Genomic DNA, 13,032 nt, shown 5'->3' with positions numbered 1-13,032 from the left:
GACCGCCGGACACTACGGCCGATGACGATCGGCGATCGTTCTATCGCGAACCGCAGCAAACCTCATTTGCCCGACCAGCCGTGCGGCGGCGTACGCTGGGTTCGACAGCGATCGCGCGCAACACCAGCATCAGCGTCGTACGGGTCGGTGCCGTCACCGTTCCGCGCGATCGTCACGGCCGGCGCATGTCAGGCGCGAACGGCGTCGGAAAAACGCATCAGCTATATGCGCGCACTATGCCTTTTCCCGGAATCGATCTCGAATTGCTACGCTGGATGCGCCTAATCGCACGGCCCTGAAGGCACGTCGGTCGCCGACGTGCCGGTCGAAGGGGTGTAGAATGAGGTTTCATTTCGCGGCGGCTGTCATCGCCAGCCTGTCGGTGCCGGTCGCCGCGCAGGCGCAGTCGACGGCTGAGGCCGGGGCCGAAGCGGTGGCAGAAACGGCGCCGCCGCCCGCCGTCGCGATCAGCGGCTCGGCAGCGATCGCGTCCGACTATCGCTTCCGCGGCGTGTCGCAGTCCGACAAGGAAATGGCGGTACAAGGCGGCATCACCGTGTCGCACGACAGCGGCCTCTACGCCGGCGTCTGGGCATCGAATCTTGCCGGCTGGGGCACGTTCGGCGGCGCCAACATGGAGCTCGACCTGATCGGCGGCTACAAGGCGCAGCTCGCCGACAATGCGACGCTGGACGTCGGGCTGACGTGGTACATGTATCCGGGCGGCGCCGATAAGACCGATTTCGCCGAATCCTATGTCAAGCTGACCGGCACCGCCGGCCCGGCGACGCTGACCGCGGGCGTCGCCTATGCGCCCGAGCAGCAGGCGATCGGCAAATGGTACAACACCGGCGCCGATGCGGCGGCCGGCGTCTACACCAACCCCGGCGACAAGGACGACAACCTCTATCTGTGGGGCGACGGCGCGCTGGCGCTGGCGGGTACGCCATTCACCGCCAAAGCGCACGTCGGCCACAGCTGGGGACAGAACGGGCTCGGCCCCAACGCGACCGCGGTGTCGCCGACCGGCGAATACTGGGATTGGTCGCTCGGCGCCGATGCCACGTACAAGAACCTGACCTTCAACGTCAGCTACGTCGACACCGACATCTCCAACCGAGAGGCGACCTTCCTTCGCCCCAGCTTCAGCAAGGGCCAGGACGGCACCGGCACCATCGCCGGCGGCACGCTCGTCGTCTCGCTGACCGCCGCCTTCTGATCACCGGAGGATAGCAATGCAGGACCTACTGTGGATCGGCATCATCATCGGGCTGTTCGCGCTGACGCTCGCCTATGCCCGCCTGTGCGACAGCGCTTGAGGGGAGCCCGGCAATGACACTCGACCTCTGGCTCGCGGCGCTCACCGCTGCCGGCCTCCTCATCTACCTGGTGGCGGTGCTGATCCGCCCTGAACGCTTCTGAAGGGAGCGGTGCGATGACATTTCAGGGCTGGTTCCTGATCCTCCTCTTCGTCGGCATCCTGCTGGCGTTGACCAAGCCCGCGGGCCTGTGGCTCCACGCGCTGTACGAAGGGCGGCGCACGCCGCTGCACGTCGTGCTCGGCCCCGTCGAGCGCGGCTTCTACACGCTCGCCGGCATCGACCCCGCGCAGGAGCAGGGGTGGCGCCGCTACGCGGTGCACATGTTGCTGTTCAACGTGTCGTTGCTGATCCTGACCTACGCGGTCCTGCGGCTGCAGGGTGTGCTACCGGGCAATCCGCAGGGGCTGGCGGGGCTGTCGCCGCATCTCGCGTTCAACACCGCGATCAGCTTCACCACCAACACCAACTGGCAGAGCTATGGCGGCGAGAGCACCATGTCGAACCTCAGCCAGATGCTGGGGCTGACGATCCACAACTTCCTGTCGGCGGCGACGGGCATCGCACTCGCCTTCGCGCTGTTTCGCGGCTTCGCGCGCCGCGAGGGGCCAAATGGAAAAGGGGGGGCGATCGGCAATTTCTGGGCGGACGTGACGCGCGTCACGCTCTACCTGCTGCTGCCGATCTGCATCGTCTACACGCTGTTCCTGATCGGCAGCGGCGTGCCGCAGACGATGGACGGCACGATCGCGATCCGGACGCTGGAAGGCGCCGCGCAGACGCTGGTGACTGGCCCGGTCGCGAGCCAGGAAGCGATCAAGATGCTCGGCACCAATGGTGGCGGCTTCTTCAACGCCAATTCGGCGCACCCGTTCGAGAATCCGACCGCGCTCACCAATCTTGTCCAGATGCTGTCGATCTTCCTCATCGGCTTCGGGCTGACGTGGACGTTCGGCAAGGCGGTGGGCAACACGCGCCAGGGCTGGGCGATCCTCTCGGCGATGCTGATCCTCTTCCTCGCCGGCGTCGCGGTCACTTACGCGCAAGAGGCGGCGGGCAATCCGATCCTGCACAAGCTCGGCGTCGCGGGCGGCAATATGGAGGGGAAGGAAGTGCGCTTCGGCATCGCCGCCAGCGCGCTGTTCTCCGTCGTCACCACCGCGGCGTCGTGCGGCGCGGTCAACAGCATGCACGACAGCTTCACCGCGCTCGGCGGCATGATCCCGCTGTTCAACATGCAATTGGGCGAAGTCGTGATCGGCGGCGTTGGCGCCGGGATCTACGGCTTCCTGCTCTTCGCGATCCTGGCGGTGTTCGTCGCCGGGCTGATGGTGGGGCGCACGCCCGAATATGTCGGCAAGAAGATCGAGAGCCGCGAGGTCAAGCTCGCCGTGCTGGCGATCGCGGTGCTGCCGCTCGTCATCCTGGGCTTCACCGCGCTGTCGAGCGTGCTGCAGCAGGGGCTCGCCGGGCCGCTCAACAAGGGGCCGCGCGGCTTCTCGGAGATCCTCTACGCCTTCACCAGCGCGGTGGGGAACAACGGATCGGCCTTCGCCGGGCTGACCGCCAACACGCCCTACTACAACGGCCTGCTCGGGCTCGCGATGTGGTTCGGCCGCTTCTTCGTGATCGTGCCGATGCTGGCGATTGCCGGCAGCCTTTCGGCGAAGAAGTACACGCCGGAAAGCGCGGGCTCGTTCCCGACCACCGGCGGCCTGTGGGTCGGCCTGCTCGTCGGGATCATCCTGATCCTGGGTGGCCTCACCTTCCTCCCGAGCCTCGCGCTCGGTCCCATCGCCGATCATCTCGCGATGATCCGCGGCCAGCTGTTCTGACGAGAGGCCACGATGGCAAAGTCCGAAACCAAAAGCCTGTTCACGGCCGATCTCGTCGTGCCGGCGATCAAGGCATCGTTCCTGAAGCTCAACCCAAAGGAGCTCGTCCGCAACCCCGTCATGCTCGTCACTGCCGCGGTGGCGGCGCTGATGACGGTCCTGCTCGTCGTCGGGCAGGATACTCTCAGCGTCGCGTTCAAGGCGCAGCTTGCTGTGTGGCTGTGGCTGACGGTGCTGTTCGGCACGTTCGCCGAAGCGCTGGCTGAGGGGCGCGGCAAGGCGCAGGCGGCGAGCTTGCGCGCGACAAAGGCCGAACTCGTGGCCAAGCGGCTGAAGGGTGACGGGCGGCAATATGACGACGTGCCCGCCAGCCAGCTGAAGGTCGGCGACATCGTGCTGGTCGAGACCAACGACCTGATCCCCTCCGACGGTGAAGTCGTCTCGGGTGTCGCGAGTGTCAACGAGGCGGCGATCACCGGCGAGAGCGCGCCGGTGATCCGCGAGGCGGGCGGCGACCGATCGGCGGTGACGGCGGGCACGCGTGTCATCTCCGACGAGATCCGCGTCAAGGTAACGGTGGAGCCCGGCAAGGGCTTCCTCGACCGTATGATCGCGCTGGTCGAGGGGGCCGAGCGGCAGAAAACGCCCAACGAAGTGGCGCTCACGATCCTGCTCGTCGGCCTGACGATCATCTTCCTGATCGCGGTCGGCACGATCCCGGGCTTCGCGTCCTACGCGGGGGGCAGCATCCCCGTCGCGGTCCTAGCGGCACTGCTTATCACGCTCATTCCGACAACGATCGCGGCGCTGCTCTCGGCGATCGGTATCGCGGGGATGGACCGGCTGGTGCGCTTCAACGTGCTCGCCAAGTCGGGCCGCGCGGTGGAGGCGGCGGGCGACATCGACGTGCTGCTGCTCGACAAGACGGGCACGATCACGATCGGCGATCGCCAGGCGAGCGAGTTCCGCGCAGTCGGCGGGACGAGCGATGCCGAGCTCGCCGAAGCGGCGCTGCTCGCCAGCCTCGCCGACGAGACACCCGAGGGGCGCTCGATCGTCCTCCTCGCGCGCGACAGGTTCAACCTGCAGCGGCCGATGCCCGAGGGCGCTGAGGTCATCGCCTTCACCGCGCAGACGCGCGTGTCGGGGATCAAGGCAGGTGACACGCTGATTCAGAAGGGCGCGGTCGATTCGATCCTGCGCGCCAATGCCGGATCAGGCGAGACCGCCGCGGCGACGGAACTGCGGCGCATCACCGACGAGATCGCGCGCGCCGGCGGCACGCCGCTGGCGGTGGCGAAGGACGGCCGCCTGCTCGGCGCGATCTTCCTCAAGGATGTCGTCAAGGCGGGCATCCGCGAGCGTTTCGGCGAACTGCGCACGATGGGCATCCGCACGGTGATGATCACCGGCGACAACCCGCTGACCGCCGCGGCGATCGCGGCCGAGGCCGGCGTCGACGATTTCCTCGCGCAGGCGACGCCCGAGGGCAAGTTGGCGCTGATCCGCAAGGAGCAGACCGGTGGCAAGCTCGTCGCGATGTGCGGTGACGGCACCAACGACGCGCCCGCGCTGGCGCAGGCCGACGTCGGCGTCGCGATGAACACCGGCACGCAGGCCGCGCGCGAGGCGGGCAACATGGTCGATCTCGACAGCGATCCGACCAAGCTGATCGAGGTCGTCGGGCTCGGCAAGCAGCTGCTGATGACGCGTGGCGCGCTGACCACCTTCTCCGTCGCGAACGACGTCGCGAAATATTTCGCGATCATCCCGGCGATGTTCGTCGCGCTCTATCCCGGCCTTGGCGTGCTCAACGTCATGGGGCTCGCCACGCCGGAAAGCGCGATCCTGTCGGCGATCATCTTCAACGCGCTGATCATCCCGCTGCTGGTGCCGCTGGCGTTGAAAGGCGTCGCCTACAAGCCGATGGCGGCAGGCCCGCTGCTCGCGCGCAATCTCGCCGTCTACGGCCTCGGCGGTCTCGTCGCGCCGTTCGTCGGCATCAAGATCATCGACCTCGTGGTCGGCGGCCTCGGCCTAGCGTAAGGGAATAGAGTGATGGGTAAGGACTTCTCCTCCGCGCTGCGTCCGGCGATCGTCATGACGATCCTGTTTGCCGCGCTTCTCGGGCTCGCCTATCCGCTGGCGATGACCGGCATCGGGCAGGCGATCTTTCCACGCCAGGCCAACGGCAGCCTAGTGCGCGGCGCCGATGGCACGGTGATCGGCTCGGCAGTGGTCGGACAGGCGTTCACCGCCGATCGCTACTTCCAGACGCGGCCGTCCGCGGCGGGCAAGGGCTATGACGGGCTTGCGTCCTCCGGCTCGAACCTCGGGCCGACGGCGCAGGCGCTGGTCGATCGCGTGACCCCCGATGTCGCCAAGCGGCGGGCCGAGGGCATGGCCGGGCCGATCCCGGGCGACCTCGTCACCGCGAGCGGGTCGGGTCTCGACCCTGACCTGTCGCCCGCCGCCGCACTGGCACAGGCGCCGCGCGTCGCACGTGTCCGTGGGATCACGCTCGATCGGGTCCACGCGCTGGTGCGTGAACGGACCGAGCGTTCGATCCTCGGCGACCCGCACGTCAATGTGCTGGCGCTCAACCAGGCGCTCGATGCGCAGGCGCGTGACGGCAGGCCAGCGGCGCCTGTGCGCTGATGGCAATCGCCGGCGCGGGACAGGAGGGGGGGCGGCCCGATCCGGATGCCCTGCTGCGCGCTGTCGCACAGGAGGGCCGCGGACGTTTGAAGATCTTTCTCGGCGCGGCGCCGGGCGTCGGCAAGACGTACGAGATGCTGTCGGAAGGGATCGCGCGGCGGCGCGATGGCGTGGACGTGGTGGTCGGCATCGTCGAGACGCACGGCCGCATCGAGACGGAGGCGCTGACCCGCGGTCACGAGATCATCACGCGACGCGACGTTGCCTACGAGGGGCGCACGCTGCGCGAGATGGATCTCGACGCGATCCTCGCGCGGGCGCCGCGGCTCGTGCTGGTCGACGAACTGGCGCACACCAACGCGCCGGGCAGCCGCCACCCGAAACGCTATCAGGACGTCGAGGAGCTGCTGGCGGCGGGGATCGACGTCTACTCGACCGTCAACATCCAGCACGTGGAGAGCCTGAACGACGTCGTCGCCAGTTTCACCCGCGTGCGCGTGCGCGAAACGGTTCCCGACAGCATCCTCGAGATGGCGGAGATCGAGGTCGTCGATATCCCGCCAGACGAGCTGATCGAACGGCTGAAGGCGGGTAAGGTCTATCTGCCCGCCGAGGCGACCCGCGCGCTCGGCCATTTCTTCTCGAAATCGAACTTGTCCGCGTTGCGTGAACTGGCACTGCGCCGGGCGGCCCAGGCGGTCGATGCCCGCATGCTCGACGACGTTCGCGCGCTGGGGCTGGGCGGCACGTGGGCCGGCAGCGACCGGATCGTCGTGGCGATCAGCGAATTGCCGGGCTGCGATGCGCTGGTACGCGCCGCCAAGCGCGTCGCCGATGGTCTGCGTGGTCCTTGGACCGCGGTGTTCATCGAAACGCCGCGTGCTGCGCACTTCACCGACGAACAGCACGTCCGAATTGCCGCGACGATGACGCTGGCGACCCAGCTTGGCGGGGCGGTCGCGACCGTACCGGCAGAAAATGTCGTAACCGGTATCCAGTCCGTGCTGGTCGACTTGCGCGCTACGCAATTGGTGCTCGGAAAATCCAACCGCTCCCGCTGGTTCGAACTCCTTCATGGGTCCGTGGTCGACAAGCTGGTCCGCGACACCCCCGATGTGACAGTTCACGTCCTCCCGATGCCGGCCTCCTCGCCCGCGAGGCAGCGCGTTAGGCGCGGCCGGAGACAATGGGGTACCCCGACCGGCTATGCATTCACGACCGCGATGGTCGCGGCCGTCACCGCCCTCGCATCTGCGCTGTTCCAGATCCTGAACCTGGGCAACGTCGCATTGCTTTACCTGCTGCCGGTCATGGCCGCGGCCAGCTTCTTCGGCTTGCGCACCGGCCTGTACGCCGGAATCGCTTCGAGCCTTGCGTACAATTTCTTCTTCCTGCCGCCGACCGGCACGCTGACGATCAGCAATCCGGAAAATCTGATATCGGTGATCGTCCTGCTGGGCATCGCGATCGCCACCAGCCAATTGACCGCGCGGGTGAGAGCGCAAGCCGATCTTGCCAGCGCCAGCGCGCGTACCAACGCGACGCTGGCAGGCTTTCTGCGCCAGATCGCGAGCGTCAACGATTTTGATCTCGCGGCGCAGATGATCTGTGACGATGTCAGTCGTCTGCTCGACGTGCAGGTCGTGCTGCTCGGGCGGACTGATGGCGCCGAGCTTACTATATTGGCCGCGAGTGACCCAAGCTATCGGCTCGAGACGATGGACAATGCCGCAGCGAGCTGGGCGTTCGACACCGGCAGCACCGCAGGAAAAGGGTCGGGTACGCTCGCCGCGTCGGAATGGCTGTTCCAGCCGATGAAGGCGAGTGACCGGGTGTTGGGTGTGCTGGGTGTGGCGAGCGACCGGCCCGGAAGTCCGATCCGCGCCGACCAGTTACCGCTGCTCAGCAGTCTGATCGATCAGGCGGCGCTGGTGCTCGAGCGCCTGCGCCTGCAGACCGAGATGCGCGATGTCGACGTGGTTCGCACGCGGGACCGGCTGCGGGCAGCGCTGCTCTCTTCGGTCAGCCACGATCTGCGCACGCCGCTGACCGCCGTGATCGCGGCCGCGGCGCAACTGCATCAGGGGGCAACCCCCCAGTTGATCGGCACGATTGAAAGCGAGGCACAGCGGCTGAACCGCTTCGTCGCCAACCTGCTCGACATGGCACGTGTCGAAGCCGGCGCGCTGAAGCTGAAGGTCGAGGCGATCGATCTGAGCGACGCGGTCACGAGTGCGGCGCACGACGCGCGGCGGGCGCTGGAAGGACATGCCGTCCGCCTCGACGTCCCGCCCGATCTGCCGTTGGTACGTGCCGACCCGCAATTGCTGCATCATTGCCTGCTCAACCTGCTCGACAATGCCGGTCGCTACGGCGAACCGGGAACGGAGGTCGTTATCGAAGGTCGTAACCGCTTCGGCGAGTTGCGGCTTGCCGTTCTCGATCACGGCCCCGGTCTTCCGCCAGGTCGCGAAAGTGAGGTTTTCGAGACTTTCAGGCGACTGGAAGGGTCTGATCGCGCGATCGGCGGCACCGGACTGGGGCTCGCCATCGTAAAAGCCTTCGCGGAAGCGATGGGAATGATCGTCGAGGCAACCAATCGGCCGGACAGCAAGGGTGCCGCCTTTGCCCTGGTTTTTCCACCGGCCTTGATCGTCCGCGATATCATGATCGAAGGTGCCACCTGACATGCCCGCCAAAGTTCTCGTGGTCGATGACGACGCCGCGATCCGTCGTCTGCTGCGTAGCACGCTGATCCGGGCGGATTACACCGTGGTCGAGGCAGGGGACGCGAAGGACGCGCTTCGGCAGGCGGCCGCCGAAAACCCCGGTGCGATCCTTCTCGACCTCGGCCTTCCCGATCGCGACGGTCTCAGCATCATTCCGTTGCTTCGTGCAAAGGGCGATGCGGTGATCCTGATCATATCCGCGCGCGATGCCGTGGACGAAAAGGTCGCAGCGCTTGATCTTGGCGCGGACGATTTCGTGACCAAACCGTTCGACACCGAAGAGCTTCTTGCGCGACTGCGCGTCGCGCTGCGTCATCAAGGCATGGCGGAGAAAACGCCGACGATCGTCCGGCGCGGCGATCTTACCATCGATCTCGATCGGCGGATCGTTCGGCGCGCGACCGACGAGATTCACCTTACGCGCAAGGAGTATGACGTGCTGAGCCTCCTCGCGCGTCACCTGGGGCGTGTCGTCACGCATGAACGGGTGATGGCGGCCTGCTGGGGCGCCAACGAAGAACCGCGCGTCGAATATCTGCGTATCGTCATCCGCAACCTGCGTCAGAAGCTCGAAATGCCGGGGCCGGTCGGCAGCGTCATCGCCAACGAACTGGGCGTCGGCTATCGCTTGCGGGCCGAGCCTTGAGGGATAGGAGGCGCCTGCAGTGGGGGGCAGGCTTATGCAGATAGCAATCTGCGCTGGCGCGATGCTATCGGCATTTCCGTGCCGCGGAGCGGATTTAGCGCCTACCGCGTTTCGTCGCATTCGCCGTGCTCGCTACAGTGCGGCGATCCGATCGCGTCGAAGCGTGCTGCCGAGACGGCGGCGGAGCGGCTGATCATAGAATCGGGCGAGCAGCAGTGCGAGCACGCAGGCTGAGATCATTGCAACGATGCCGAGCGCCGGCGCGAACGCAGCGGCATCGCGGCCAGTAAGCAACATTGTCACGCGCTCGATCGGCAGCGTGGCATGCACGATGTACAAGGGATAGGATAGCGTTCCGAGCAGCGCATAGACCCTGATCGCGCGCGGTTGATGGGCCAGCGCGGCGAGGCACAGCAGCGGGAAGGCCAGCGTGGTTGCCAGCAGGTCCTTCGCCCATCCGTACGACACCGGCAGGGCGAGTACCATCGCGGCGAGCGCGAGGACGAGCGGGGCGGGCAGCCAGGCGCGCAGCGGCTGCCGCCGGCGATGGAGGCGGGCGATCAGCACGCCGAGGGTGAACCCTGCCGTCACGCGAAGCGCGCCGATTTCGGCGTGGTACCACTCGCTGCCGAAATCGATGCTGCCGAGATGGGTGGCGGCGAACGCCAGCAGCGCCTGCGCAACGACAAACACGATCACTAGCGTCCGGTTCGACAGGCCGCGCAGCAACGCGGCGTAGGCGAGGTTGATGAACAATTCCCAGAACAGCGACCAGCAGGGGACATCGAGCGGAAACAGATCGCTGCGCGGCGCCGGCAGGAAATTGGGGATCATCAGCACGCCAAGGAGGGCAACCGGCAGCAGCCCCCCAAGCGTCCAGTTCGACTGGCCGGCAATCAGCGCGAGCAAAACGACGGTGACGCCGATCGCCTGTCCGATAACATAGAGCGGCATCAGGCGCAGCAGGCGCACCGCCATGAAGCGGCCCGGTTGCAACCCGTGTGCCAGCCGGTTGCCATATGCATATTCGATCACGATCCCGCTGACGATGAAGAACAGATCGACCGCAAGATACGCGCTCGCAAACGACCAGCCGGCGAGCATCGATTTGTAGTGCGTGGTGACGACGGCGAGTGCTGCGATGCCGCGTAGTCCGTCGAGTGTCGCGAAGAACGGCGTGCTCCCGCCCGGCGTGCTCCCGTCCTGCGCGCGCGTACGCGGTGCTGGCAAGGCATCCAGCGGGTCGTGCGAAGCGGCGTCAGCGCGATCGCGCGCCGGTATCACTGAAACTGAACCTGCCACCGTTTGATATCGACGCTGCCGAACCCCTTGATCGGTTCGGCACCAATTGCGACGCCGGTCAACCAATCGCCGGGGTTGGCCAATCCCTTCGCGGTCAACCAGCCAAGCGCGTGGCGCATGTCGAGGACGCCGGTCGCTACGTCACGGCCATCGCTCGGCCAGAAGGTCAGGAACCGATCCTGCAATGTGGCGCGCCATTGCCGGCCGGTCGGATCGATGTAGGTACCAAGCGACCGTCCGGCGGCGACGAACCTGCGCGTCGCGGCGGAGACGTGAAAGAACCAGCCGATTTCGATCTGTTTCGATTCACTGTCGCCGGGATCGCGGCGCAGATAGAATTCGCTCAGCACGGTGGCCTCGCCGAAACGGAAATCGCCGGTCCAGTCGAACGCCGTCTTCAGGATGCGAATGTCACGCACCCGCCGCGGGGTTACCGGTTTTTCCGGCGCGCCGCCGTCGTAATTGCCATAGCCGAGGTGATGATACCCCCAGACCCCCGGGCCGTAGCTCGGCGCGTACGGCGGCCACGCCCAATTGAATCGCGTGTTCGCCGGAAAGGCACGCAGGTCGATCCACATCGACTCCGACAATTTCGCCCACTGCCGCATGACGGGTCGGTCGATCACCGCCCAGGGCGCGATGACGCCGTAATATTGACCGGCCGTATACGTTGTCCCTGTCTTGACCGTGATGCGATCGCCTTTGTCACCCATGCGGGACACGAAGGGCGTGGCAACGACAACAACCACCAGTAACGCCAACATCAGCAGCGCGATCAGGATCAAACGTCGACGGGCGGGCAAGACTTGCTCCTAAAACAGCCGCCGCTTCGATAGCGCGTCAGCTCGACAGGAAAGATGGCGATCTGCCCGATGATAGCGCTATCGCTGCCGCGGTCCACCTCATACGGGTGTCGACAATCGGCAACATCCTGACCGATCGTCTCGGCCGGCCCGCGGACTCGGTCCAATCAGCCTTGATAGACTTAGCGCGCCAAGGCTCGAGCGGATATCGCCAGCGGGTCAGGCGATCCCGACACGCAAATGCCGGTCGCGCAGCGTTTCCTGCCCGCGTCCGCGCCGCTGCGTGGCGGCGCTTGCCTGCATGACGGCGCTCTTCGGCAAGCCGATGAGGCTGAGCGCATAACCGATGATCGCGCTGCCCCCGTAACCGACCACCGGCGTGGGATAGTTGCCGAGCGCAGCGGCCAGGATGGTCGCCAGCCAGATTGCGCCGAACATCGCGTAGAAGCTGCGATCGCCGTCGTTCCGGTACCAGCCCAGTATCGACGGCAGCAGCAGCAGCGCGAGCCCGGCCCAGATCGCCAGCCCGGCGCCGGCGTGTACGTCGAACGAAGAAAAGAGGATCTGGTCGACATAGGGGACGGCGATCAGCGTATCGGCCTGCGCGAGCGTGGCGGCGAACGCGCTGGCGGCGGCGATCAGCGCCGCGACGACGAGACGGTCGCGCCGCGCGATCGCGAGCGTCGCAAGCCCGCAGAAGAGGATGCCGGCCATCGCCCGATCCGGTTGCAGGGCGATGGCAAGCGCCGCGAGTGCGACGCCCGCGGTCGCCGGCACGGTGCGGATGCGCGCAAAGACGACGAGCATCACCGGCGCGAGGATCGAGGTCGGCTGAATCACCAGTCCGCCCACGTTGATCCAGCGCGCGGCGCCGTCCGCGCGCGCACCCAGAAGTGCCGTCGCCAGCAGTGCGGCGCCGATCGCAACGATCATGGCGTCGCCTGCCCGCCGCGGCGTGTGCGTCGTGCGTCCCAGCAGCGTCAGCACCGTCAGCCCGATCACGAGCGCGCCGGCGTTGATGGCGAGATAGCGCGGCGGAGCGCCCGCCATCGTCATATAGAGGAGGCCGAGCATGACGGCACCGATGGCGCAGGCGATGCCGACTACGCGTGGCCGATCGAAGGCGGCATCGAATATCGTCATGTTGGTGGTATCTCCGAACAGGAAAGCGCGATCGCCGATCAGCGAGGCGAGGGTTTGGCGAAGCCGCGTTGCGATCGCGCGGGGCAGGAGCCCGCGCAAATTGTCGAGCGCGAAAAGCAGCGCCCCGCTATCGTCGGTGATGGCGGAGGTTTCACAGCGGATCGCCTGTCCCCACCCGCGCTGGGCGGGCGGCAGGGCCGCGAGCAGCGCGCGGCAGGCGATGTCCGCAACGCGACGGCGCAGGCCGGCCCGCGCTGGCCCGTTTTTCACGTCGTTGCCGGGCGACGCCGGGCGGCGTCGGTCAGGACTTGGCCGGGCGGATTGGCACGCGCCAGCGCGATGCCGCTGGGGGTCAGCCGATAGGCGTGACGCGGCGGGCGCCCGCCTTCGTTCGCCGTTTGCCATTCCGCCGCGAGATAGCCTTGCGCCTCGAGGCGAATGAGCAGCGGGTAGAGCGTGCCGGATTTCACGTTTGCCGATTTCGCCAGTTCGTAACCGTGCGACCATCGGCCGCCTGCGTCGAGCAGGGCCGAAAGAACGTTCCGGGCGTGGCCAGACAAGGCGCGGGTACGAGTCACCATTCACAAATCTACTTAG

At 66.7% G+C, this 13,032-nt stretch carries 11 protein-coding genes; 7 read left to right on the top strand and 4 right to left on the bottom strand.

All coding sequences use genetic code 11. The features are described 5' to 3' along the window. Window positions 1–340: 340 nt before the first annotated feature. The 7 genes from F1C10_RS11075 to F1C10_RS11045 all read left to right on the top strand — a co-directional run bounded on the left by F1C10_RS11075 (window position 341) and on the right by F1C10_RS11045 (window position 9,187). On the top strand, window positions 341–1,219 hold the full coding sequence (locus F1C10_RS11075) for a TorF family putative porin (RefSeq protein WP_185206185.1): 879 nt from the start codon (window positions 341–343) through the stop codon (window positions 1,217–1,219). A 113-nt stretch (window positions 1,220–1,332) separates the two neighbouring features. Beyond that, window positions 1,333–1,422, top strand: a complete 90-nt coding sequence (kdpF, locus tag F1C10_RS11070) for a K(+)-transporting ATPase subunit F (RefSeq protein ID WP_037488267.1) — start codon at window positions 1,333–1,335, stop codon at window positions 1,420–1,422. 13 nt (window positions 1,423–1,435) lie between these two features. Beyond that, window positions 1,436–3,154, top strand: coding sequence for a potassium-transporting ATPase subunit KdpA (gene kdpA, locus F1C10_RS11065; RefSeq protein WP_185206183.1), 1,719 nt, complete (start codon window positions 1,436–1,438; stop codon window positions 3,152–3,154). Between the two features lie 12 nt (window positions 3,155–3,166). Further along, window positions 3,167–5,200 carry a potassium-transporting ATPase subunit KdpB gene (gene kdpB / locus F1C10_RS11060; protein WP_185206182.1) on the top strand — a complete coding sequence of 678 codons (2,034 nt, stop codon included), beginning with the start codon at window positions 3,167–3,169 and terminating at the stop codon, window positions 5,198–5,200. Window positions 5,201–5,212: 12 nt separating this feature from the next. Further along, on the top strand, window positions 5,213–5,812 hold the full coding sequence (gene kdpC, locus F1C10_RS11055) for a potassium-transporting ATPase subunit KdpC (RefSeq protein WP_185206180.1): 600 nt from the start codon (window positions 5,213–5,215) through the stop codon (window positions 5,810–5,812). Then, window positions 5,812–8,499 (top strand): sensor histidine kinase KdpD, encoded by a 2,688-nt coding sequence (locus F1C10_RS11050; RefSeq protein WP_185206178.1) that lies wholly within the window; start codon window positions 5,812–5,814, stop codon window positions 8,497–8,499. The genes kdpC and F1C10_RS11050 overlap by 1 nt, the downstream gene beginning before the upstream one ends. Before the next feature lies 1 nt (window position 8,500). Then, window positions 8,501–9,187 (top strand): response regulator transcription factor, encoded by a 687-nt coding sequence (locus F1C10_RS11045; RefSeq protein ID WP_185206176.1) that lies wholly within the window; start codon window positions 8,501–8,503, stop codon window positions 9,185–9,187. Between the two features lie 132 nt (window positions 9,188–9,319). Here the strand turns inward: F1C10_RS11045 and F1C10_RS11040 are convergent, their stop codons facing one another. From F1C10_RS11040 to F1C10_RS11025, 4 genes are all read right to left on the bottom strand, one after another. After that, window positions 9,320–10,417, bottom strand: coding sequence for an acyltransferase (locus tag F1C10_RS11040; RefSeq protein WP_185206174.1), 1,098 nt, complete (start codon window positions 10,415–10,417; stop codon window positions 9,320–9,322). Window positions 10,418–10,467: 50 nt separating this feature from the next. After that, window positions 10,468–11,292 (bottom strand): hypothetical protein, encoded by an 825-nt coding sequence (locus tag F1C10_RS11035; RefSeq protein WP_185206172.1) that lies wholly within the window; start codon window positions 11,290–11,292, stop codon window positions 10,468–10,470. Between the two features lie 219 nt (window positions 11,293–11,511). Then, the gene (locus F1C10_RS11030) at window positions 11,512–12,705 is read right to left on the bottom strand and encodes a hypothetical protein (protein ID WP_185206170.1); all 1,194 of its coding nucleotides are present in this window, start codon (window positions 12,703–12,705) and stop codon (window positions 11,512–11,514) included. Further along, the gene (locus tag F1C10_RS11025) at window positions 12,702–13,016 is read right to left on the bottom strand and encodes a PadR family transcriptional regulator (protein ID WP_185206168.1); all 315 of its coding nucleotides are present in this window, start codon (window positions 13,014–13,016) and stop codon (window positions 12,702–12,704) included. Before F1C10_RS11025 ends, F1C10_RS11030 begins: the two co-directional genes overlap by 4 nt. Window positions 13,017–13,032 lie beyond the last annotated feature (16 nt).

The sequence above is a fragment of the Sphingomonas sp. NBWT7 genome (assembly GCF_014217605.1).
GTDB lineage: Bacteria > Pseudomonadota > Alphaproteobacteria > Sphingomonadales > Sphingomonadaceae > Sphingomonas.
This window is presented reverse-complemented; position numbering and strand designations above follow the sequence as displayed.

What these genes read in the sequence shown, in the direction of transcription:
- kdpA (WP_185206183.1), top strand. Translation starts at nt 1,436, where the DNA reads ATGACATTTCAGGGCTGGTTCCTGATCCTCCTCTTCGTCGGCATCCTG.
- F1C10_RS11045 (WP_185206176.1), top strand. Translation starts at nt 8,501, where the DNA reads ATGCCCGCCAAAGTTCTCGTGGTCGATGACGACGCCGCGATCCGTCGT.
- kdpB (WP_185206182.1), top strand. Translation starts at nt 3,167, where the DNA reads ATGGCAAAGTCCGAAACCAAAAGCCTGTTCACGGCCGATCTCGTCGTG.
- kdpC (WP_185206180.1), top strand. Translation starts at nt 5,213, where the DNA reads ATGGGTAAGGACTTCTCCTCCGCGCTGCGTCCGGCGATCGTCATGACG.
- kdpF (WP_037488267.1), top strand. Translation starts at nt 1,333, where the DNA reads ATGACACTCGACCTCTGGCTCGCGGCGCTCACCGCTGCCGGCCTCCTC.
- F1C10_RS11050 (WP_185206178.1), top strand. Translation starts at nt 5,812, where the DNA reads ATGGCAATCGCCGGCGCGGGACAGGAGGGGGGGCGGCCCGATCCGGAT.
- F1C10_RS11075 (WP_185206185.1), top strand. Translation starts at nt 341, where the DNA reads ATGAGGTTTCATTTCGCGGCGGCTGTCATCGCCAGCCTGTCGGTGCCG.
- F1C10_RS11025 (WP_185206168.1), bottom strand. Translation starts at nt 13,016, where the DNA reads ATGGTGACTCGTACCCGCGCCTTGTCTGGCCACGCCCGGAACGTTCTT.